This is a genomic window from Pseudoduganella rivuli (assembly GCF_009674485.1).
Classification (GTDB): Bacteria; Pseudomonadota; Gammaproteobacteria; order Burkholderiales; family Burkholderiaceae_D; genus Rugamonas; species Rugamonas rivuli_B.
The window spans coordinates 254,720-276,749 of the sequence record NZ_WKJJ01000009.1 but is presented as its reverse complement, the minus strand read 5'-3'; the positions used below and the strand labels follow the sequence as shown (position 1 = coordinate 276,749).

Annotated in this window: 18 protein-coding genes; 12 read left to right on the top strand and 6 right to left on the bottom strand. The window is 62.2% G+C overall.

Going from position 1 to position 22,030, the window contains the following annotated elements; translation table 11 throughout:
• Positions 1-8: 8 nt before the first annotated feature.
• On the bottom strand, positions 9-1,718 hold the full coding sequence (gene argS, locus GJ700_RS16240; RefSeq protein ID WP_154375640.1) for an arginine--tRNA ligase: 1,710 nt from the start codon (positions 1,716-1,718) through the stop codon (positions 9-11).
• Between the two features lie 950 nt (positions 1,719-2,668).
• Here argS and rsmB point away from each other — a divergent pair.
• The 8 genes from rsmB (at position 2,669) to GJ700_RS16200 (ending at position 10,832) form a co-directional block, all read left to right on the top strand.
• Positions 2,669-4,018, top strand: a complete 1,350-nt coding sequence (gene rsmB / locus GJ700_RS16235) for a 16S rRNA (cytosine(967)-C(5))-methyltransferase RsmB (protein ID WP_229507046.1) — start codon at positions 2,669-2,671, stop codon at positions 4,016-4,018.
• A gap of 58 nt (positions 4,019-4,076) precedes the next feature.
• Positions 4,077-4,652 (top strand): DUF4390 domain-containing protein, encoded by a 576-nt coding sequence (locus tag GJ700_RS16230; RefSeq protein WP_371867986.1) that lies wholly within the window; start codon positions 4,077-4,079, stop codon positions 4,650-4,652.
• Entirely contained in the window at positions 4,653-6,953 is a 2,301-nt protein-coding gene (locus tag GJ700_RS16225) for a sensor histidine kinase (RefSeq protein WP_371867985.1), read from the top strand.
• 85 nt (positions 6,954-7,038) lie between these two features.
• Entirely contained in the window at positions 7,039-7,761 is a 723-nt protein-coding gene (locus GJ700_RS16220; protein WP_154375635.1) for a response regulator, read from the top strand.
• Positions 7,758-8,219, top strand: a complete 462-nt coding sequence (locus tag GJ700_RS16215; protein WP_229507035.1) for a P-loop NTPase family protein — start codon at positions 7,758-7,760, stop codon at positions 8,217-8,219. The genes GJ700_RS16220 and GJ700_RS16215 overlap by 4 nt, the downstream gene beginning before the upstream one ends.
• A 75-nt stretch (positions 8,220-8,294) precedes the next feature.
• Complete coding sequence (locus GJ700_RS16210; RefSeq protein ID WP_154375633.1) at positions 8,295-8,552, top strand: BTH_I0359 family protein; 258 nt, start codon at positions 8,295-8,297, stop codon at positions 8,550-8,552.
• Positions 8,553-8,649: 97 nt separating this feature from the next.
• Complete coding sequence (locus tag GJ700_RS16205; RefSeq protein ID WP_154375631.1) at positions 8,650-9,417, top strand: class II glutamine amidotransferase; 768 nt, start codon at positions 8,650-8,652, stop codon at positions 9,415-9,417.
• 134 nt (positions 9,418-9,551) lie between these two features.
• Positions 9,552-10,832 (top strand): EAL and HDOD domain-containing protein, encoded by a 1,281-nt coding sequence (locus tag GJ700_RS16200; protein ID WP_154375629.1) that lies wholly within the window; start codon positions 9,552-9,554, stop codon positions 10,830-10,832.
• Positions 10,833-10,890: 58 nt separating this feature from the next.
• On the opposite strand, the gene metH is transcribed toward GJ700_RS16200, so the two are convergent.
• Positions 10,891-14,670 carry a methionine synthase gene (gene metH, locus GJ700_RS16195; RefSeq protein WP_154375620.1) on the bottom strand — a complete coding sequence of 1,260 codons (3,780 nt, stop codon included), beginning with the start codon at positions 14,668-14,670 and terminating at the stop codon, positions 10,891-10,893.
• A 145-nt stretch (positions 14,671-14,815) separates the two neighbouring features.
• Between metH and GJ700_RS16190 the strand changes: the two genes are divergently transcribed.
• Positions 14,816-15,652: a glycosyltransferase gene (locus tag GJ700_RS16190; protein WP_154375618.1), complete on the top strand. Its 837-nt coding sequence runs from the start codon at positions 14,816-14,818 to the stop codon at positions 15,650-15,652.
• A gap of 73 nt (positions 15,653-15,725) precedes the next feature.
• Here the strand turns inward: GJ700_RS16190 and GJ700_RS16185 are convergent, their stop codons facing one another.
• A complete protein-coding gene (locus GJ700_RS16185) occupies positions 15,726-16,775 on the bottom strand; it encodes a DUF4214 domain-containing protein (protein WP_154375616.1) in 1,050 nt (349 codons plus the stop codon).
• A gap of 395 nt (positions 16,776-17,170) precedes the next feature.
• Here GJ700_RS16185 and GJ700_RS16180 point away from each other — a divergent pair, with 395 nt between their 5' ends.
• Both GJ700_RS16180 and GJ700_RS16175 read left to right on the top strand, forming a co-directional pair.
• Positions 17,171-17,794 (top strand): isochorismatase family protein, encoded by a 624-nt coding sequence (locus GJ700_RS16180; protein WP_154375614.1) that lies wholly within the window; start codon positions 17,171-17,173, stop codon positions 17,792-17,794.
• A 28-nt stretch (positions 17,795-17,822) separates the two neighbouring features.
• Positions 17,823-18,224, top strand: a complete 402-nt coding sequence (locus GJ700_RS16175; RefSeq protein WP_154375612.1) for a tautomerase family protein — start codon at positions 17,823-17,825, stop codon at positions 18,222-18,224.
• 18 nt (positions 18,225-18,242) lie between these two features.
• Here GJ700_RS16175 and GJ700_RS16170 read toward each other — a convergent pair whose 3' ends face one another.
• The 3 genes from GJ700_RS16170 to def all read right to left on the bottom strand — a co-directional run bounded on the left by GJ700_RS16170 (position 18,243) and on the right by def (position 20,732).
• The gene (locus tag GJ700_RS16170) at positions 18,243-19,163 is read right to left on the bottom strand and encodes a LysR family transcriptional regulator (protein WP_371867983.1); all 921 of its coding nucleotides are present in this window, start codon (positions 19,161-19,163) and stop codon (positions 18,243-18,245) included.
• The gene (gene fmt, locus GJ700_RS16165) at positions 19,160-20,116 is read right to left on the bottom strand and encodes a methionyl-tRNA formyltransferase (RefSeq protein ID WP_154375610.1); all 957 of its coding nucleotides are present in this window, start codon (positions 20,114-20,116) and stop codon (positions 19,160-19,162) included. The genes GJ700_RS16170 and fmt overlap by 4 nt, the downstream gene beginning before the upstream one ends.
• A gap of 76 nt (positions 20,117-20,192) precedes the next feature.
• Complete coding sequence (gene def, locus GJ700_RS16160) at positions 20,193-20,732, bottom strand: peptide deformylase (protein WP_154375609.1); 540 nt, start codon at positions 20,730-20,732, stop codon at positions 20,193-20,195.
• A gap of 156 nt (positions 20,733-20,888) precedes the next feature.
• Between def and GJ700_RS16155 the strand changes: the two genes are divergently transcribed.
• The gene (locus tag GJ700_RS16155) at positions 20,889-21,995 is read left to right on the top strand and encodes a LysM peptidoglycan-binding domain-containing protein (RefSeq protein WP_154375607.1); all 1,107 of its coding nucleotides are present in this window, start codon (positions 20,889-20,891) and stop codon (positions 21,993-21,995) included.
• Positions 21,996-22,030 lie beyond the last annotated feature (35 nt).

Below are 22,030 nucleotides of genomic sequence, written 5' to 3'. Positions count from 1 at the left end.
GTCCTCGATTACATCTTGTCAGGAGCCGAGACGCCGATCAGCGCCAGGCCGTTGCGCAGCACCTGGCGGGTCGCCACCATCAGTGCGATACGGGCCATCTTGACGGCTTCGTCGTCCACCAGCACGCGCTCGGCGAAGTAGAAGCTGTGCAGCGCGGCGGCCAGGTCGCGCAGGTAGAACGCGATCTGGTGCGGGCCCAGTTCGGCCTGGGCGCGGGCCAGCACTTCCGGATAGGCCGCCAGCGTCGCCAGCAGGGTGGCTTCGGTTGGCGCGGTCAGCGGCGACAGGTCGACACTGGCCAGGTCCGCTTCGCTGCCGGTCCACTGTTCCAGCATGCGGCAGATACGGGCGTGCGCGTACTGCACGTAATAGACCGGATTTTCATCCGACGTTTTCAGCGCGACGTCCACGTCGAACACGAATTCCGTGTCCGCCTTACGGGAAATCAGGAAGAAGCGCACGGCGTCGCGGCCCTTGGTGATGTCGCCGCCACCCGACCATTCGATCAGGTCGCGCACGGTCACGTACGAGCCGGCACGCTTGGAAATCTTCACTTCCGCGCCGTCTTTCATTACGGTGACCATCTTGTGCAGCACGTAGTCAGGATAGCCTTGCGGGATGCCGATATCGACCGCTTGCAGGCCGGCGCGCACGCGGGCAATGGTGCCGTGGTGGTCGGAACCCTGGATGTTGATGGCCTGCGTGAAGCCGCGCTTGAATTTCTGGATGTGGTACGCGACGTCCGGCACGAAGTACGTGTAGGTGCCATCGGACTTGCGCATCACGCGGTCCTTGTCGTCGCCGTATTCGGTGGTGCGCAGCCACAGCGCGCCGTCCTGCTCGAACGTTTTGCCGGCCGCGATCAGCGCGTCGACAGCGGCGTTCACCTTGCCGTCCTTGTACAGCGACGATTCCAGGTAATAGTTGTCGAATTTGACGCCGAACGCCTGCAAATCGATGTCCTGCTCGTTACGCAGGTAGGTGACGGCGAAGGCGCGGATCGATTCGAAGTCTTCCACGTCGCCCGACGCGGTGGCTGGTGCGCCGTCGGAAGCGGAAACGGTTTTCCTGGCCAGGAAGTCGTCCGCGATGTCCTGAATATAGTCGCCGTTGTAGCTTGACTCCGGCCATTCGGCGTCGCCCGGCTTGAAGCCGCGCGCGCGCGCCTGCACGGACGTGGCCAGCGTCTGGATCTGCACGCCGGCGTCGTTGTAATAGAACTCGCGCGTCACGTCGAAGCCCTGCGCCACGAACAGCGACGACAGCGCATCGCCCAGCGCGGCCTGGCGGCCGTGGCCCACGTGCAGCGGGCCGGTCGGGTTGGCGGAAACGAATTCAATGATCACGTGCTGGCCGGCGCCGGCCGTGCCCTGGCCATACTTGGCGCCTTGCGCCAGCACGGCCTTCACGACCGCCTGTTTCGAGGCGGCGGTCACGCGCAGGTTGATGAAACCCGGGCCGGCGATGTCCGCCGATTCGACCAGGTGTTTGCCGGCCGGATTGTCCAGCAGCGCGGCGACCACTTTGGTTGCCAGTTCTCGCGGGTTCATTTTCAACTGTTTTGCCAGCTGCATGGCGATATTGCAGGCGACGTCGCCGTGCGCCGCATCGCGCGGGCGCTCCAGCACGACGTTGGCGGTGACGCCGGTGCCGTCGAGAATGGGCGCCAGGGCGGCGTTGAAGAGGGCGATGATCTCTTGTTTTTGTTGGGCGAGCATGTTCGTTGGGGGCGGCTGGGCCGCGCTAAGTAATCTGAGAAAGCAGAGACCCGGTTTTGCGCAGGGTCAAACAGCCGACATTATACTGTTTTGGCACCAGTGTAAACGGGTGGCTGGGTAGCGCGGTGTCGCCAAATTCGGCCGTCTGAGCAAGAATTGGGCCAAACGCGGGTTACAATGCTGCCTTTATATAGTATTACGCGCGAATGGCAGCCGGACCCTACCGGTGACGGGCGCGGCCCCCTCTCTGGAATTCCGATATGTCGAACAAGCAGCGTCCCGTCCTCAAACTGAACAAGCCCGCCACACCGCCTGCGCCGCCAAAAGGCAAGCCGGCCCGTCCTGCGGCGGGCAAAGGGACGCCATATCAGGGTGGCAAGCCGAAGGAGGGCGCTGCCGGTGCACCACGCGGCGACGGCGCGAAGCCGTTCCGCGCAGGGGGCGGACGTCCGGATCAGGCGGGCGCGCCATATGGTGCAGACCGGCCTGCGCCACTCCGCGGCGAACGTCCTGCCCGCGAAGATGTCCCTGGCAAAGCGCCCTATCGTACTGAGCGTGCTGAGCGCACCGACCGTCCGGCCCGCGACGGCGCATCCGGCAATGCACCTTTCCGTACCGAACGCAGTGACCGCCCGGCCCGCAGCGACGCACCATACCGCACGGAACGCGGCCCGCGCAGCGACGATGCCGCCGGCAAACCGCCATACCGCACCGAACGCACCGAACGCGCCCCGCGCAGCGACGATGGCAAGGCCCCATACCGCGCCGAACGCACGGAGCGCACCCCGCGCAGCGACGAAGGCCCGTTCCGCGCCGAACGTTTCAACCGCCGCGACGACGCATCCGGCAGCGCCCCATACCGCGCGCACGCCGTCAAAGCCAACCCGCCGCGCACGCCGGATCCGGCAGCCGCCCCGGTCGCGCGTCGTTCCGAATTCAATGAAAACGGCTTGCGCCCGTCGTACCACCGCGATTTCAAGACCGCGCCGCAAACCAGTTTCAATGCCGACGTGAAGCCGGATTCGCTGGCGTTCGCCCTGCTGGGCGCGGCCGCCGCCGTGGTGCGCGTGCGCGAAGGCATGGCGTTGCCGCAGGCGCTGGCCATCGTCTTCAATGATACGCAGGCGACGCCCCAGGCGCGTGGCGCGATCCAGGATATCGCTTACCGCGCCATGCGCAAGCTGGGCTGGAGCGATGCGCTGGTCGGCATCATGGCGCCGAAAGCGCCGGAACCGATGGTGGGCGCGCTGCTGGCCTGCGCGCTGCCGCTGATGATGAAAGACGCGGACGGCAGCGAGGCGTACAGCCAGTTCACCGTGGTCGACCAGACCGTCACGGCGGCCGGCGCGCATCCGGACACGGCCCGCGCGAAAAGCATGATGAATGCCGTGCTGCGCCGCTTCCAGCGTGAACGCAAGGAATTGCTGGAAACGCTGGAAGGCAATTCGGTGGCGCAATGGAATTACCCGCAGTGGTGGATCGACGCCGTGATCACCGCGTACCCGAAAGACTGGCAAGCGGTTTTGGCTGCCGGCAACGAGGCGCCGCCGCTGACCCTGCGTGTCAATGCGCGCCGCGCCACCGTGGCCGATTATCTGAACACCCTGGAAGAGGCAGGTATTGCCGCCACCCAGGTCGGCCGGTACGCCGTGCGCCTGGCCAAGCCGGTCGGCGTGCACCAGATTCCGGGCTTTGACGATGGCGTGGTGTCGGTGCAGGATGCCGGCGCCCAGTTGGCCGCGCCCTTGCTCGATGTGCAAAACGGCATGCGCGTGCTGGATGCCTGCGCGGCGCCAGGCGGCAAAACGTGCCACATCCTGGAACTGGCCGACGTTGACATGACGGCGCTCGATGCCGATGCCAAGCGCCTGGAGCGGGTCGGCGAAAACTTGCAGCGCCTGGGTTTTTCCGCGCAATTGCAGCCGGCCGAAGCGCAGCACGACAGCTGGTGGGATGGCAAATTGTTCGACCGCATCGTGGCGGACGTGCCGTGCACGGCGTCCGGCATCGTGCGCCGCCACCCGGATATCCGCTGGCTGCGCCGCAAGTCGGACACGCTCCAACTTGCAACACTTTCCCGTGAAATCCTCGACAACCTTTGGAAAATGCTGGCCCCCAATGGTAAATTGCTGTTCGTGACATGTTCGTTGTGGCCGCAAGAGTCCGAGGCGCAGGCGGCCGTTTTCGCGGTGCGCCATGGCGCGACCCGACTCGACGCGCCCGGCCAATTGCTGCCTACCGGCGGTGCCGAACAGAATCATGACGGTCTGTACTACGCATTGTTCCAGAAAGATGCGTAATATTGCTGTTGTTGCCACCTTTCTATATTTATCAGATTCACAACGTACCGGCTTTCTCGTGACGCGACGCTTTTTTCGACAACTCGTCTTGCAGTTGCTGCAGTTGCTGATGGTGCTTGCGTGCGCACTGCCGGCGCAGGCATCGGACGACACAGTCGAAATCACGCGCAATTTCATTGAAGCGGCGGAAGAGGGCTACCGCCTGTCCGCCGCCTATTCATTCGAATTGAATCATGGCCTGGAAGACGTGCTGCTGTCCGGCGTGCCGCTGTATTTCACGACGGAAGTCGAGCTGACACGTCCGCGCTGGTATTGGGTCGATGAAAAAGCCGTGCGGGTCAAGCGCACGGCCCGCATCTCCTACAACGTGCTGACGCGGCAATACCACGTCGGCATCGTCGGCAGCGTGCAGCAATCGTTTGCCACGCTCGATGACGCGCTATTCTTGATCCGGCGTCCCAGCCGCTGGGTGATCGCGCAGCGCAACCAGTTGAAGCCCGGCGAGGTGTATAACGTCTCGCTGCGCATGCGCCTGGACCGCGATTACCTGCCCAAGCCGATCCAGGTCAATGCATTCAATAACAGCGAATGGCGCCTGGAAAGCAAAAAAACCTTCCAGTACAGGGCGGAATAAGTGGCGCCAGCATTGCGGTATGTGTTCGTCGTCGCCGGCGCGCTGGTCAGCATCCTGCTGTTCCTGCTGGCGTCCGCTTCCGACAATTCCGGCTTCTTCGACCGCTATTACGGCTGGCTGCTGGGCCTGAACGCCGCCGTCGCGCTGGCGCTGCTGATCCTGGTCGGCGTATCGCTGTTCCGCCTGTACTCACGCTACAAGGCGGGCAAATTCGGTTCCCGCCTGATGACGCGGCTGGTGCTGCTGTTTGCCGGCATCGGCGTGTTGCCCGGTCTCGTGATCTTCCTGGTGTCCGTGCAGTTCGTGTCCCATTCGATTGAATCGTGGTTCAACGTGCGCATCGAAGAAGCGCTCGACGCCGGCCTGAACCTGGGTCGCGATGCGCTCGACAAAGCCGTCATCGACCTCAGCACGCAGGCCAAGAAGACCTCCAACCTGCTGGCGGAAGAACAATTTTATGCGGCGCCCGCGATCCTGTCGCGTTTCGTGAAGACCCATCCCGGCACCCAGAGCGCCATCATCGTCGATGCGGAAGGGGGGCTGATCGTGTCCGCCACCGGGCCGCAGCGCATCAACCTGTCGGCGGATTTGCCCAATTCGTCGATGCTGGCCACGGCCAAGAGCGAGCAGGCGTATGCGATGGCGGAAGACAGCAGCGAATTGCGCGACGACCGCGTGGGGGCGCCGCCGCCGCCCGCGCCGGACGCCGCCAACCAGTTGCGCGTGCGCGTGCTGATCGCCATTCCCGATCCGGTGCAGCCGAACGGCGCGCACCTGGCGCCCCGCTACCTGCAAATCATCCAGGCCGTGCCGGTGCAGCTGGCGGCCAACGGCAAGATCCTGCGCACCGCGTACAGTGAATATAAAGAGCGTTTCGTGGCCCGCGTCGGCCTGCGCAAGATGTACATCGAGACGCTGACGTTGACGTTGCTGCTGGCCGTGTTTGGCGCCATTGCCGCCGCCTTCCTGATCGCCAACGATCTGGCGCAGCCGTTGTTGCTGCTGGCCGAAGGCACGCGCGCGGTGGCGGGCGGCGACTTGTCGCCGCGGCCTATCGTCGCCAGTTCCGATGAGTTGGGCACCCTGACGCAATCGTTCAACACCATGACGCGCCAGCTGTCGGAGGCGCGCAGCGCCGTCGAGCGCAACCGGGCCGCGCTGCAAAACGCCAAGGCCCACCTGGAATCCGTGCTGGCCAATATGTCGGCCGGCGTGATGGTGCTCGATGGCGAATTCCGCCTGGTGTCGTGCAATGATTCCGTCGAGCGCATCCTGCAGCATGCGGGCGTGACCTTGATCGGCCAGCAGCTGACGCAAATCGAGTCGCTGCAGGATTTCGCCAATGCCGTGGTGGCGGCGTTTTCCGCGCAGAGCGCCCATTCGTCGGCTGCGGGCCGCAATGCGCAGCGCCTGCACTGGCAGCGCCAGGTCGACATTCCCCGCCCGCCCGGCAGCGAAGAAGAACATGATTTGACCCTGCTGATGCGCGGTTCGCGCCTGCCGGTCGAAAGCGGCAGTGGCTATATCATCGTGTTCGACGATATCTCCGACGTGATTTCCGCCCAGCGTTCGATCGCCTGGGGCGAAGTGGCGCGCCGCCTGGCCCATGAAATTAAAAACCCGCTGACGCCTATCCAGCTGTCGGCGGAACGGTTGCAATACAAGCTTGAAAGCAAGCTCGAGGAGCAACCGGACATTGACCTGCTGAACAAGGCCACCTCGACGATCGTCAACCAGGTGGCCGCCATGAAGCGCATGGTGGACGACTTCCGCGATTACGCCCGCACGCCGCCCGCCATCCTTGAATCCCTGGACCTGAATGCACTGGTGGAAGAGATCCTTAACCTGTACATTACCGGCGAAGGCAACGATATTATCCACCTGGCGCTGGCGCCGGACTTGCCGCATGTAATGGGCGACGCCGGCCAATTACGCCAGGTCATCCACAATTTATTACAGAATGCACAGGATGCGATGGCGGACTTGCCACCTGGCTCGGCCGAACCTCGCATCGACGTCGTCACCGAGGCGATCCATTATCAGGGCGCGGACGGGGGAACCCGCACTGCCGTGCGCCTGATAATTTCGGATAACGGCCCCGGATTTGCGCCTAAAATCCTGGCGCGCGCGTTCGAACCGTATGTCACGTCGAAAGCGCGCGGCACCGGTCTGGGCCTGGCGATGGTGAAGAAGATTATCGACGAGCACGGGGGACGGATCGATATCCAGAACCATGTCGATAGAAGTGGCGCTTCGATGCTGATTTTGCTGTTAAAGTTGGCACCGGTGCAGTTGGCATAATATTGAAAGACTAATAAAATCATCGCGAGCCGTGCAAGCATTACAATGCTTCATGTCCAGCGAAATGTATAAAAGGCAGGGATAGATGGCGAACATTCTGGTAGTCGATGACGAAATGGGTATCCGCGAGTTGCTCTCTGAAATTCTGAGCGACGAGGGACATGCGATACAACTTGCCGAAAACGCGCAGCAGGCGCGCGAGGCGCGTGCGCAAGGCGCGCCTGACTTGGTCTTGCTGGATATCTGGATGCCGGATACCGACGGTGTCACGTTGCTCAAGGAGTGGCAGCGCGACGGCTTGCTGACCATGCCGGTCATCATGATGTCCGGCCACGCGACCATTGATACGGCCGTGGAAGCGACGCGCATTGGCGCACTGAACTTCCTGGAAAAACCGATCGCCATGCAAAAGCTGCTGAAGGCAGTGCAGGCCGGCTTGAGCCGTGCGCAGGAAGTGGCGCGCGCACCGGCGCTGGCGCCGCGTCCCGCCGTGGCGCCGCCGCCGGAAGATGGCGCAATTGCCGCCGGCGCACCGTTTGCCGCGGCCAGCGTGGCGCCAGGCCATGCGGCCGTGCGCGGCGCCAGCGTGACGGCGGGCGAAGGCCACATGTTCAACCTGTCGTTCGACTTGCCGCTGCGTGAAGCGCGCGACGCGTTCGAACGCATGTACTTCGAACACCACCTGGGCCGCGAAGGCGGTTCCATGACGCGCGTGGCCGAGAAAACCGGCCTGGAGCGCACCCACCTGTACCGCAAGCTCAAGCAACTGGGCGTCGAGCCCGGCAAGCTGGCCAAGAAGAACCAATGACGGCGCCTGCTGGCGGCCTGGCCGCCGGCGCAACGGGCGGCGGAGCAAGCGGAACTTCCGCCGGGCCTGCGGGCCCATCCGCCCCCGTCCTCACGATCACCACGGTGGTCACCGGTCCCACGCCGGCGGCCCGCGAAGCGGCCATCCATGCCGCCATCGCGGCGTCGCCCGACGTTCCCACCGCTGTCATCCTCGAAGGCCTGGCCAGCGCCAATTCGCCGCTCGCCGATTGCGCACCGCAAGTGACTGTGGTGCGCATCGCACCGGGCTGCCTGTGCTGCGCCGGCAACCTGGTTTTGCGCGTATCATTGAATCGGCTGCTGCGCCGTCCGCCGGCGCGGCTGTTGATCAGCCTGGCTAATGCGGAGCATGCCGGCCAGTTGCACGGCATGCTGGAAAATGCGCCTTATGTTGGTTTGCTAACACTGGGAGCCAACTGGCACATCCACCTCACTTGAATTCCTTAGCCAGGCCCTCACCTCCATGGTGTAGGCGGCACGCCCAGTGCCCGCCATTAGCGCGAAGGAAACGACATGAACCTGATCTACAACAGCGAGCAGTACAGCGTGGTCGAGTTTGGTGCCGACCGCGAACTGGAAGCCCTGCGGTTTGGCGGCTATGAAATCGTGGACAAGGGAGGGAAACGCGAGATTTTCATTGCCGGCGTGATGGCGCAAACGTTCCGCCGCGACGTCAACCGGCTGATTGCCGGCGAGCCCACGATGGAAGAGGTCGATGAATTCCTGGGCAACTACGAACCGTTAATGAGCCAGCCGGTGTTACTGCATTGATTTTCCGTACCACGGCCAGGGCCCGCGGCCCTGGCTCTCGCCTCCAGGCCTCGCACATGATAAGGTGCAGTTTTGCAGCAACTTGCCTTGTTACCCCATGTGCCAACTCCTCGGAATGAACTGTAACGTCCCAACGGACATCGTGTTCAGCTTTACCGGCTTCGCCATGCGCGGCGGCCGCACCGATACGCACCAGGATGGCTGGGGCATCGCGTTTTTCGAGGGCGCCGGCGTGCGCCATTTCGTCGACCACCAGCCGGCCGTGGATTCACCCATCGCGGACTTGATCAAGAAGTACCCGATCAAATCCAAGAACGTCATTGCGCACATCCGCAAGGCCACGCAGGGGGAAGTGAACCTGGAAAACTGCCATCCGTTCGTGCGCGAGCTGTGGGGCAAATACTGGGTGTTTGCGCACAACGGCGACTTGAAGGAATTCCATCCGCAGCTCGATGGCGCTTACCGTCCGGTCGGCACCACGGACAGCGAGCGGGCCTTTTGCTACATCCTGCAAACCTTGCGACGCCGCTTTGGCGATTGCTGCCCGGGCCGCGATGAGCTGCGCCCCGTGCTGGCGGCGCTGGTGGCGGAAATCGCCGCCCACGGCACGTTCAACATGATGCTGTCGTCCGGCGGTGAACTGTGGGCCCATTGCTCGACAAATTTGCATTACCTGGTGCGGCAATATCCGTTCGAGACGGCCCTGTTGTCGGATGAAGACGTGAAAGTGGACTTTTCCGAAGTGACGACGCCAAACGACCGTGTCGCTGTGATCGTCACGCAGCCGCTGACCACGAATGAACAGTGGACCGCGTTTGCCCAGGGCGAGCTGAAATTGTTCATCGATGGCCTGCCGCAAGGTTAGTTGCCACCTGAAATTCTCCGCGACAAGGGCGGCAATTGATGCCAAAATATCAGTAAAACCATAATAACGATGGGCTTCTATTGCTCATCGGCATGTTTCGGCACATTTTTAGTTCCCACCAGCAGGAAAACGCCATGATCGATCTCTCTTCCCACGATTCCGCTTCGAAAAACTTGCGTGTACGCGAGTTTTATCTCGGAAGGCAGCCCCTGTTGGACCGTAACCAGGCGCTGTTCGGCTATGAGTTGTTATTCCGCAACGCACCGATCGGCCCGGCCAATGTCACGTCCGATCTCGGCGCCACCGCGTCCGTGCTGGCGCATGCTGCCCAGCTGGGCATGGAAAAAGTCATTGGCGATGCGCTGGGCTTCGTCAATGTCGACGCCGACACCATCATGAGCGATATCTGGGGTTTCCTGCCGAAGGAAAAAGTCATCCTGGAAATCACGGAAAACATGGAAGCCACACCGCCCGTGCTGTCGCGCATGGCGGAACTGGTGGAGCAGGGCTTCCGCTTCGCGCTCGACGACGTGACGGCGGAAACCGGCCAGGTGCAGTCGCTGCTGCCCCTGATCGAGTACGTGAAAATGAACATGCGCAATACGGACTTGCCGACCCTGATGAAAATGGCGCCCCGCTTCAAGCAGGACGGCAAGAAGCTGGTGGCGGAAAAAGTCGAAACGCGCGATGAATTCAAGAATTGCCTGGACCTGGGCTTTGATTTCTTCCAGGGCTATTATTTCGCCAAGCCGATCATCATGAGCGGCAAGAAACTGTCGCCGTCGCAGCTGGCGCTGATGGAACTGATGACCCTGGTGACGTCCGATGCCGACAATGTGGATATCGAACGCGCCATCAAGAAAGACGTGTCGCTGGCGCTGAACCTGCTGCGCCTCGTGAATACGCCGGCGGTCGGCGCGCGCCAGCGTATCGATTCGCTGAGCCAGGCCGTGACCATCCTGGGACGCCGCCAGTTGCAGCGCTGGCTGCAAATCATGCTATATGCGGAACCGGCCAAGCGCGGCCACAGCATGACGCCGCTGCTGATGCTGGCCACCACGCGCGGCCGCCTGCTGGAGTTGCTGGCCCATAAACTGCGCCCGAAACACCAGCACGTGTCCGACATCGCATTCACGGTCGGCATCATGTCGCTGATGGATACGCTGTTCGGCTTGCCGATGGAAGAAATCCTCACGCAAATCCCCGTCATCGATGAAGTGGCCGATGCGCTGATGTACCGCCAGGGCTTCTTCGGCGAATTGCTGCAACTGGCCGAATGCCTGGAACAGGTCGAAGAGCTGGACCACAAGATCGATCCGACCTTGCGCGACCTGGAAATGTCCACCGACGAACTGGTGGAACTGGAAGTGGCGGCGTTCGAGTGGAGCGACAACGTGGTGCGCTACGCGCTGTAACCGCAGCATAAAATACCGCAGTAAAAAAAACGGGCCGCAAGGCCCGTTTTCATTGGTGTTACAGGTTCGGCGCCAGCCAGCGTTCCACGTCTTCCTTGCTGGCGTTGCGGCGTTTGACCATGTCTTCCACCTGGTCGCTTTCCACCTTGCCGACCACGAAGTACTTCGAGTCCGGATGCGCGAAGTAGAAGCCGGAGACGGCCGCGCCAGGATACATGGCGAACGATTCCGTCAGTTCCATGCCGATTTCCTCTGCGTGCAGGTGGTGGAACATGTCGGCCTTGACCGTGTGTTCCGGGCAGGCCGGATAGCCCGGCGCCGGGCGGATGCCCTTGTACGCTTCCTTGATCAACTGTTCGTTGGTCAGGGTCTCGTCCGCCGCATAGCCCCACAAATCCTTGCGCACGCGCTCGTGCATGTATTCGGCAAACGCTTCGGCCAGGCGGTCGGCCAGCGCCTTCAGCATGATGGACGAGTAATCGTCGTGCGCATCTTCGAAGCGCTGCTCATACTTTTCGATGCCCAGGCCCGCCGTCACGGCGAACATGCCGATGTAATCCTTGATGCCGGAATCCTTCGGCGCGATGAAGTCGGCCAGGCACTGGTTCGGACGCTGCACGCCATCGATGACGGGCTTGACGCCCTGCTGGCGCAGGCCGTAATAGGTGAACGCGACCTGTTCGCGGCTGTCGTCCGTGTACACCTCGATGTCGTCGTCGTTGACGGTATTGGCCGGCAGCAGCGAGACCACACCGTTCGCCGTCAGCCAGCGGCCGTCGATGACTTTCTTCAGCAATTGCTGGCCTTCTTCATACACTTTCGATGCCGCTTCACCCACCACGCTGTCCGTCAGGATGGCAGGGAAGGGACCGGCCAGGTCCCAGGTCTGGAAGAACGGGCCCCAGTCGATGTATTGCGCCAACGTGGCCAGGTCGACGTTCTTGAAGACGCGGCGGCCGATGAATTTCGGGCGCACCGGCGCAAACTCGAGCTTGGCCTTGTTGGCGCGGGCGGCGGCCAGCGACACGGATGGCAGCGCCTTCTTGCTGGCGTGCTGTTCGCGGATGCGGGCGTAATCGTGTTCGATTTCTTCGATGTACTGGTCGCGGCTTTCCGGCGTCAGCAGCGATTGCGCGACGGAGACGGAACGCGACGCATCCGGCACATAGACCACCGGGCCGTCATAGTTGTGCGAGATCTTCACGGCCGTGTGCGCGCGGCTGGTAGTGGCGCCGCCGATCAGCAGCGGGATCTTCATCATGCGGAAGTGGTCGTCGCGCTGCATTTCGCGCGCCACGTGCGCCATTTCTTCCAGCGATGGCGTGATCAGGCCGGACAAGCCGATGATGTCCGCGTTTTCCACCTTGGCGCGGGCCAGGATTTCCGACGCGGGCACCATCACGCCCATGTTCACCACTTCAAAGTTATTGCACTGCAAGACCACCGACACGATGTTTTTGCCGATGTCGTGCACGTCGCCCTTGACGGTGGCAATGACGATCTTGCCTTTCGGTTTGGCGACGATGCCGGTGCGCGCTTCTTCGGCTTTCTTTTCTTCCTCGATGAACGGGATCAGGTGCGCCACGGCCTGCTTCATGACGCGCGCCGATTTCACCACCTGCGGCAGGAACATCTTGCCCTGGCCGAACAGGTCGCCGACGATGTTCATGCCATCCATCAGCGGGCCTTCGATCACGTTGATCGGACGGCCGCCGCTGTTGGCCACTTGCTGGCGCATTTCTTCCGTGTCGTCCGTGATCCACTGCGTGATGCCGTGCACCAGCGCGTGCGCCAGGCGCTTTTCCACCGGGGCGTTGCGCCATTCCAGGTTTTGTTCCTGCTGCTTGCCGCCGGCTTTCAGCGTGGCGGCAAACTCGATCATGCGTTCGGTGGAATCGTCGCGGCGGTTCAGCACCACGTCTTCCACGCGCTCGCGCAGTTCGGCCGGCAAATCGTCGTAGACGCCGACCATGCCCGCGTTGACGATACCCATCGTCATGCCGGCCTTGATCGCGTGGTACAGGAACACGGTGTGGATCGCTTCGCGCGCCGGGTCGTTGCCGCGGAACGAGAACGACACGTTGGACACGCCGCCGGAAATCTTCGCGTGCGGCAGGTTGTCCTTGATCCAGCGCGTGGCGTTGATGAAGTCCACCGCATAGTTGTTGTGCTCTTCGATACCGGTGGCCACGGCAAAGATGTTCGGGTCGAAGATGATGTCTTCCGGCGGGAAGTTGACCTTGTCCACCAGCACGCGGTAGGCGCGTTCGCAGATTTCAATCTTGCGCTCGAAGGTGTCGGCCTGGCCTTTTTCATCGAAGGCCATGACGATCACGGCGGCGCCGTAGCGGCGGCACAGTTTGGCCTGGCGGATGAATTCCTCTTCGCCTTCCTTCATCGAGATCGAATTGACGATGGACTTGCCCTGCACGCACTTCAGGCCCGCCTCGATCACCGACCACTTCGACGAGTCGATCATGATCGGCACGCGCGAGATGTCCGGTTCCGATGCGATCAGGTTCAGGAAGCGCGTCATGGCCGCCTGCGAATCGAGCATCGCTTCATCCATATTGATGTCGATGACCTGGGCGCCGTTTTCCACCTGCTGGCGCGCCACCGACAATGCTTCGTCGTACTGCTCGTTGAGGATCATGCGGGCAAACGCTTTCGAACCCGTCACGTTGGTGCGCTCGCCCACGTTGACGAACAGCGAATCGTCATCGATGGTGAACGGCTCCAGGCCGGACAGGCGCTGCGCGATTTTCACTTCCGGGACCGTGCGCGGCTTGGCGTCGGCCAGCAGTTCCGCGATGGCCTTGATGTGGTCCGGCGTGGTGCCGCAGCAGCCGCCGGCGACGTTGATGAAGCCCGCATCGGCGAATTCGCGCAGCAGGGCGGACGTGTCGGCCGGCAGTTCGTCAAAGCCCGTGTCGCTCATCGGGTTGGGCAGGCCGGCATTCGGGTAAATGCAGACGTGGGTATCGGCGATTTGCGACAATTCTTCCGCGTAGGGACGCATCAGCGCCGCGCCCAGTGCGCAGTTCAGGCCGATGGTCAGCGGGCGCGCGTGGCGCACGGAATTCCAGAACGCGGACACGGTCTGGCCGGACAGGATGCGGCCCGAAGCGTCGGTCACGGTGCCGGAAATCATCAGCGGCAGGCGCTCGACGTCTGGACGCTCGTCGAAATACTGGTCGATCGCAAACAGCGCGGCCTTGCAGTTCAGCGTGTCGAAAATGGTTTCCACCAGCAGCACGTCGGAACCGCCATCCACCAGGCCACGGACCTGTTCATAGTACGACGCCACCAGCTGGTCGAACGTGACGTTGCGGGCCGCCGGGTCGTTGACGTCCGGTGAAATCGATGCGGTCTTGGGCGTCGGGCCCAGCGCGCCGCAGACGAAGCGCGGCTTGTCCGGCGTGCTGTACTTGGCCGTGGCGGCCTTGGCCAGCTTGGCCGCTTCCACGTTCATCTCATAGGCCAGGTGGGCCATATGGTAGTCTTCCTGCGCGATCGACGTGGCGCCGAAGGTATTCGTTTCAATCAGGTCGGCGCCGGCCGCCAGGTAGCGTTCGTGGATTTCCTGGATTACCTGCGGTTGCGTCAGGGTCAGCAACTCGTTGTTACCCTTGACGAACAGTTCACGGGCGCCGCTATTGGCCGGCGCGGTGAAGTCCACGAAACGGCCGGTGGGGCCGCCACGGTAAGCCAGCTCATCGAGCTTGTATTGCTGGATGATGGTGCCCATCGCGCCATCCAGGAACATGATGCGTTTCGCGAGGATGCCGCGTAATTGCGCTTCGGTCTTGGATACTGGGGGCTTGGCTGTATTCGTCATTGCAGGCTTTCGAGGCTTTTTGGACTGGAGGTGCGGGCTGAGTGCCGATTTTCTACCGGGTCTGAAATTATACGTCAACCCTGTCGGTCCTACCTGAGGGGCTTCCAATACCGGATATCCGTGGCTTCCCGTAAAATGTTCCCTCATGAAAATCACTGTCATCATCTCCGCGCACAAGAAGCGCCGGGAAATGGAGTTCGTGCTGGCCGGCTATGCGGCCCAGGTACGTCCTGCCGACGAAATCATCGTGTCGCAGGATGGCGAATTCCCTGAAATTGCCGAAGCCATCGCCAATAGCGCGCATTTGAACTTGCCACTGATGCACTTGACACAGGAACACCGTGGCTTTGGCAAATGCCGTGCACTGAACAAGGCGATTTTGCAGGCGTCCGGCGATATGTTGCTGTTTACGGATGGCGATTGCGTGCCGCGCGACGACTTCGTCGATACCTACGTCAAGTTGATGCGGCCCGGGATTTTCCTGGCCGGCGGCAGCCATATCAGCGTGCCCGAGGCATATCACCAGACGCACGATTTGATTCCCGATATCCGGAGCCAGCGGCTGTTCGACCATGACTTCTTGAGCGGCATCGCAGGGTTTTCCAAGAGCCGCAACCGCCTGTTGCGCAACCCCCGCTTGCAGCGGTTTTACGATTTCCTGTCGCCCCGCAATGTGTTTTCCGGCGCGAATTCCTGCGCGTGGCGGCAAGACGTGCTGAAAGTGGGTGGTTTCGATGAAAGCATGGCCTATGGCGGCGAAGACCAGAACCTGGGCCTGCGCCTGAACAATATCGGCATCAAGGGCGTGCGGGCGCGCCATTCCATCGTCAGCCTGCACCTGGATCACGGGCGCGGCTATTACGACGCGGCGCTGCACCAGGCGAACAAGGACTGGAACCAGCAAGTGCGCAGCGGCAAGCATGTGTATCCGCGCGTGTCGCCGATCAGGCAAATGGGCGAGCACGGCAACCGTCATTCATGACGGTGCCGTGCTCGCCCGCGGCGTCACCGGCGCGCGGCATGTGCACAATCGTGCGCTGCCCGCTGCCGGGCGCTTAAATGATGCCCGTTACAATGGTGATGCTGCCGACTACCTGGGCTTCCTGATGTACTGCCGTGTGCGTGATGTTCTGCACGGCGATCGTCGAGAAGCTCTGGATCAGGTCGGCACGCGAGGCGCCGTGTTGCAGCGCATCGACCCAATACGCCACGCCGGCGCTTTCACCCGCGCGATTGAATGTGGTCTGATAGAGCTGCTGCACAAACGACGTGTCGTCGAGCAGTGCGCGCACGGCGAATTCGGCGGAATGCGTGAACGCGTCGGCAATCTGCTTCAGGGAGGCGCCCGCACGGCCGAGATCGAACCAGTAATCCAGCCCGCCCGCGTCGGCGTCGCGCCCGAACGCGGTATGGTACAGATTGGCGATGGCCGCCTCGATGCTGTCCTTCGCAAACACCAGGGCATTGCCATTATCCAGTTGTACATACTGGATTTTCGAGATGTCGGTGACCTTATTCGTCGTCGTGTCGGTGACCACCGCGTGGCCGTTGGTGGTGCTGACCTGGTAGTTGGCGGCGTTGCCGGCCAGTTTGACCACCGCGTAGTCGCCGCTGCCGCCGACCACGGTGCTGTTGCCCAGGCCTGCGACCACGGTATCGACGCCAGCCCCGGTCGTGACCGTGCTGTTGCCTGTGCCCAGGATGACCTGCGTGTTGCGCGCATCCGCGACAATGATCTTGTCGTTGCCCGCCGAACCGATAACCACGCGGTCCACATGGGTCTGGTCGTTGGATGGCACGGAAGCGGCGGCATCGTTAATCGTGGCGATCACACCGCCGCGGCCCTGGAAAATCACGACCGGGGCATTGGCTGGCGGAGCGATCGTGGTTTGTGCCGTATCGGACGTCGTCACCAGCACCACTTCAGCGCCGGAGGGGACGGTCACGTTACCGCTGGAGTCGGGTGTGACTTGGTCGAAGCGGACCGTCGTGTCATTGGCCTTGGTGGTCAGCGCCAGTATGTTGTTGATGGTTGCATCGCTAAAGATGGCGGAGTTGCCAGTCTGGAGCGCCGTTATAGTGGTTGACGCTTGTGCATCATACATAAGTAAGCACCTCGGGGTATCGGGGAAAAGGGAGTGGCAACAAGCCTCGGCATATTGCCAGCTAATTGCAATTAGTCAATTTTAATCCTCCCAATCGGTGTTGGGCGGCAAACCAGCAAATTCGGCGTGGTATACGCAACAGATGGCGTCAGTCGAAGCGCAAGCCATCCAGCGTAAAACCTTTAATAAATTCGCTTGCCGCCCGGCTTTTGCAATTCCGTCATGGCGGCGAAGACCAGAACCTGAGCCTGCGCCTGCGCCTGAACAATATCGGATCGCGGTCACCGTCACCATTGATTTGTGTGATTTCCATGCAAATCATGTGATTCAACTGATATGGTGTGCGCAAAGTGAACTAATTAAGATGGACTCCATTGCAACCCACGGAGCCCATCATGACGCAAACCATCCGCACCATTGCCGGCATCGCGCCGGTAGTCCACGCCGATCCCGCCGCCACCGCGCTGGTGCTGATCGATTTCCAGAATGAATACTACGATGGCAAGCTGCCACTGCCGGACGGCTTGCCGGCCGCGCGCAACGCGGCGCGCCTGCTGGCATGGGCGGACCGCCTCGGCATGCCCGTGTTCCATGTGCAGCACGTGGGGGCCGCGAACGGTGCGCTGTTTGCCGCCGGCAGCCATGCGGCGCAGATCCATCCATTGCTGGCGCCTGCGCCAGATCACCATGTCGTGACCAAGGACCGCGTGGCCAGCTTTGCCGGCACGGATTTGCACGCGCAATTGCAGGCGCTGGGCGTCCATACGCTGGTGGTGGCGGGACTGATGACGCACATGTGCGTATCGACCGCCGTGCGCGAAGCGCGCAGTTTTGGCGCGGGCAGCTACCGTGTGCTGGTGGCGGCCGATGCGTGCGCAACGCGCGATATCGCGGACTGGCAAGGCGGCGTCGTGGCCCACGCCGACCTGCACCGCGCCACGTTGACGGCCCTGCACGATAACTTTGCCGACGTCCGTAGCACGGGCGCCATCCTGGAACTGCCTGTTGTTGCCAACTAACCCTGCCCATGAAACGAGGAGTGTGATCATGCCTATCTTGAACCTGACGATGTCCGCCGAACCCAATGCGCAATTAACGGAACAGGCTGCGGCGCTGCTGATGCGCCACACCCAAGGCATCCTGCACAAGGCGCCGGAATTGACGGCGATTGCCATCCAGTATGTGCCGCTGCAGCAGTGGTTTGTCGACGGCAAGACGATGGCGGCGCAGCGCAAGGCCAGTTTCTTCCTCGACATCAAGATCAGCGACGAAACCAATACCGCGCTGGAAAAGGCCGCGTATATCGACGCGATTTATCACGGCATGGCGGAACTGCTGGGACCGCTGCATGAAGTCAGCTACGTGCACATCGATGATGCGCGTCCTGCCGCATGGGGCTGGGGTGGCATCACGCAGCAGGTGCGGGCGGTGAAGCGGATGGCGATGTAACGTGCGTGCCGGGGGCGGTCAGTCCCAGCGCCGCCCGCGGTACACGTCCGCCGCGTAATCGACAAAGGCCCGCACTTTCGGCGACAGATGCCGGTTGTGCGGGTACAGCGCATACAGTTCGCGCGGTTTCAGCGCATAGGCCGGCAACAGCTTCACGAGACGGCCCGCCTTCAAGTCCTCGTGCACGATGAACGATGCCGTGGTGGCGACGCCGAGGCCGCGCAACGCGGCCGTGCGCAGCGCGATCCCCGTATTGGCTTGCAGCGTGCCCCGCACGGCGATGGTTTGCGCCACGCCGTCGGCGTCGATGAAGGTCCAGTCCTGGGGCCGCAGCACCTGCGTGTACGTCATGCAGTTATGCGCCAGCAAATCCTGGGGCGTTTGCGGTGTGCCATGGCGCGCCAGGTATTGCGGGCTGGCCACCAGCAACACGTCGCTGGTGGCCAGCCGTTTCGCGATCAAGGTGGAGTCCGGCAGTTCGCGCGTCAGCCGCAGCGCCACGTCAAAACCGTCTTCGATCAGGTCGACGATGCGGTCGTTGCAGACCAGGTCGACCTGCAATTCCGGGTACCGGGCCAGGAAATCCGGCAGCCATTCCGCCAGTTCCAGCGTGCCGAACGCCATCGGCGCATTGATGCGCAACGTGCCGGCCGGGCGGGCCTGGTGGTCGCTGACGGCGCGGTCCGCCGCATCGAGCGCATCGAGGATTTGCTTGCACGCTTCATAGTATTGCTTGCCCGCTTCGGTCAGCGCAAAGCGGCGTGTGGTGCGGTTCAGCAGTTGGCTGCCCAGCTTGGCTTCCAGCTGGGCGATCTGGCGGGAAATGGCGGTGTGGGACAAGCCCAGCGCTTCCGCGGCGGCGGTAAAACTGCCCAGCTCGACCACCTTGCGCAGGGCGCGCAACGCGGCCAGCTGGTCCATGCGGACAATATCGTTCACTCGAACGTCAGGCCGTCCAGTGGGAAACCTTTAATGAACTCGGCAGCCGGCAGGCGCTTGCCGCCCGGCTTTTGCAATTCCGTCAGGCGCAGCGAGCCGGAACCGCAGGCCACGACGATGCCATGCTGCGCATCGGCCGCCAATACCTGGCCGGCCGGCGCGGAACTGTCCGCATCGAGTACTTCGGCATTCCACAGCTTGATGGTGACGCCATTGACGGACCCATGCGCGCCGGGGAACGGGTTGAAGGCGCGGATCTTGCGGCCGATTTCTTTGGCGGACGCGGTGAAATCCAGCGTGGCCTCGTCCTTGCTGATCTTGGCGGCATAGGTGACGCCGGCTTCCGGTTGCGGCACGGCTTCGACCACGCCGTGTTCCATCTTGCGCAGCACTTTGACGCACATGGCGGCGCCCATGGCGGCCAGCTTGTCGTGCAGGATGGCCGTGGTGTCGTGCGGGCCGATCGGCAAGCGCTCGATCAGCAGCATCGGGCCGGTATCCAGGCCTTCTTCCATTTCCATGATGGTGACGCCCGTTTCCGCATCGCCCGCTTCAATGGCGCGGTGGATCGGCGCGGCGCCGCGCCAGCGCGGCAGCAGGGAACCGTGGATGTTGATGCAGGGCTTGATGTCGAGCGTGCTGCGGGGCAGGATCAGGCCGTAAGCGGCCACCACCATCGCATCGTAATCCGTGGCCAGCAGGCGCTCATGCGCTTCCCTGGCTTCGGCCGCGCGCTGCGGGTCCTTGCTGTCCATGCGCAGCGACAGCGGCTGGGCGACAGGAATGTTGTGGGCGACGGCGTATTGTTTGACGGCCGACGGCTGCAAATGCATGCCGCGTCCGGCCGGACGGTCGGGCTGGGTCAGCACCAGGGGAATCTCGAAGCCTGCTTCATGCAGGGCCTGCAATGCGACTGCCGCGAATTCTGGCGTGCCGGCGAAGACGATTTTCATTATTGTTCCTCTTTGATGGCGGACACGCGGCGGGCCGGGGCATACCGGGCCCGGCCGCTGAAATGCTCTAAACGGCCTATCGGCGGCGTTGGGCGCGCGAAGCCTGGTCGCGCGCAATCTCGCGTTCTTCCTTGACCATTTTGGTCTTGATGCGGTTGCGCTTCAAGGGTGACAGGTATTCAACGAACACTTTACCCATCAAATGGTCCATTTCGTGCTGAATGCATACAGCCAGCAAGCCATCGGCTTCCACTTCGAAGGGCTCGCCCTTGACGTCGAGTGCGCGGACCTTGACGCGGGCCGGGCGTTCAACGCCGTCGTAGACGCCGGGCACCGACAGGCAACCTTCATCGTAGACCTGCTTTTCTTCGCTGGACCAGACGATTTCCGGGTTGATGTAGGCTCTCAGGCCGGTCTTGTCTTCGGTGACGTCGATGATCATCAGGCGTTCGTGCACGTCCACCTGGGTGGCCGCCAGGCCGACGCCGGGCGCGTCGTACATGGTTTCAGCCATGTCTTCCACCAGTTTGGCCAGGCGGGCATCGAATACGGTGACGGGCTTGGCAACTTTGTGCAGGCGCGGATCGGGGTAGCGGAGGATATTCAGTTTGGACATGCGGGGTCAGAGACTTAAAAATACAACAAGGCTGGCCAGCAACGCCGCGCGTGCGCTGTGTGACTGTTCTTGTGAGTTCAGGGTATTATGGGCAGAAATTTGATTCACTACGGCAATTCACTGCGCCAAAGCCTTTGGTGGGAAAGGCCTTTATCAATGAAAAATTTTAGCACAGTCGGCGCACGCCTGACGATCGCCTGCCTTATTTCCAGTGCGGCGATGTCCGGGGCGCAAGCCATGCAGTGCGATTTCCGCCCCAATGCGCCGGACCAGCACGTGGTGGTCAAAGGCGATACGCTATGGGACATTTCCGGGCGATTCCTGGAAAAACCGTGGTGCTGGCCGCAGGTCTGGGGCATGAACAAGGAGGAAATCAGGAATCCTCACTGGATTTATCCGGGCCAGATCGTCTACCTGGACCGTGCATCGGGCCGCTTGCGGCTGGGCACGCCGGTGGGCATGGGCGGCGCGGGCGGGGCCGGCAATCCGTCGGACTTGCGCCTGCAACCGCAGTTGCGCATGGAAGGGCTGGGCAAGGATGCCGTCAAGTCCATTCCGAACGGCGCGATCGAACCTTTCCTGTCGCAGCCGCTGATCATTGAAAACGATGAACTGGCCAATGCGCCCCGCATCATTGCCGCGCAAGAGGGGCACATGTTCATGGGCAAGGATGAAAAAGCCTATGTGCGGGGCGATCTGAAAGATGGCACGTCGTTCCAGGTGTTCCGGCCCGGTAAGCCATTGAAAGACCCCATCACTAAAGCGGTCATCGGCCAGGAAGCGTTTTACCTGGGCACCTTGAAATTGGTGAAGCCGGCCGCCGCGGGGTCGGATGTCCATACCTTTGTCGTGGCCACGGCGAAAGAAGAAATGGGCAAGGGCGACATGTTGATGCAAATGCCGCCCACACCGATGAACCATTTCGTGCCGCATCCGCCGGAGCGTAAAGTCAATGCGAATGTGGTCGCCATTTATGGCGGCGTCACGCACGCGGGCCAGAACCAGGTGGTCTCTGTCAACCGGGGCAAGGTTGACGGACTCGATGTCGGCTCTGTGCTGCAGTTGTACCATCGGGGGAAGATGGTCACCGATGCTGGTGCCAGCAAAGGCTGGCACAACCTCGGCGATCCGCAGGTCAAGCTGCCGGATGAAGAAGTGGGCAGCTTGTTTATCTTCCGCGTGTTCAAACATATTTCTTATGGCTTGATCATGCAGGTGACCGAACCAGTCGAGGTAGGCGACGTCGCCACATCGCCGGAGTAACCGACGCCGTGCAAGCCACGGAGATCCCAGCCGAT

Excerpts from the sequence above, each read along its gene's own strand:
- GJ700_RS16180 (WP_154375614.1), top strand. The coding sequence starts at position 17,171 with ATGACGCAAACCATCCGCACCATTGCCGGCATCGCGCCGGTAGTCCAC.
- GJ700_RS16215 (WP_229507035.1), top strand. The coding sequence starts at position 7,758 with ATGACGGCGCCTGCTGGCGGCCTGGCCGCCGGCGCAACGGGCGGCGGA.
- argS (WP_154375640.1), bottom strand. The coding sequence starts at position 1,718 with ATGCTCGCCCAACAAAAACAAGAGATCATCGCCCTCTTCAACGCCGCC.
- GJ700_RS16190 (WP_154375618.1), top strand. The coding sequence starts at position 14,816 with ATGAAAATCACTGTCATCATCTCCGCGCACAAGAAGCGCCGGGAAATG.
- metH (WP_154375620.1), bottom strand. The coding sequence starts at position 14,670 with ATGACGAATACAGCCAAGCCCCCAGTATCCAAGACCGAAGCGCAATTA.
- GJ700_RS16175 (WP_154375612.1), top strand. The coding sequence starts at position 17,823 with ATGCCTATCTTGAACCTGACGATGTCCGCCGAACCCAATGCGCAATTA.
- GJ700_RS16220 (WP_154375635.1), top strand. The coding sequence starts at position 7,039 with ATGGCGAACATTCTGGTAGTCGATGACGAAATGGGTATCCGCGAGTTG.
- GJ700_RS16205 (WP_154375631.1), top strand. The coding sequence starts at position 8,650 with ATGTGCCAACTCCTCGGAATGAACTGTAACGTCCCAACGGACATCGTG.
- fmt (WP_154375610.1), bottom strand. The coding sequence starts at position 20,116 with ATGAAAATCGTCTTCGCCGGCACGCCAGAATTCGCGGCAGTCGCATTG.
- GJ700_RS16185 (WP_154375616.1), bottom strand. The coding sequence starts at position 16,775 with ATGTATGATGCACAAGCGTCAACCACTATAACGGCGCTCCAGACTGGC.
- GJ700_RS16200 (WP_154375629.1), top strand. The coding sequence starts at position 9,552 with ATGATCGATCTCTCTTCCCACGATTCCGCTTCGAAAAACTTGCGTGTA.
- GJ700_RS16210 (WP_154375633.1), top strand. The coding sequence starts at position 8,295 with ATGAACCTGATCTACAACAGCGAGCAGTACAGCGTGGTCGAGTTTGGT.
- def (WP_154375609.1), bottom strand. The coding sequence starts at position 20,732 with ATGTCCAAACTGAATATCCTCCGCTACCCCGATCCGCGCCTGCACAAA.
- GJ700_RS16155 (WP_154375607.1), top strand. The coding sequence starts at position 20,889 with ATGAAAAATTTTAGCACAGTCGGCGCACGCCTGACGATCGCCTGCCTT.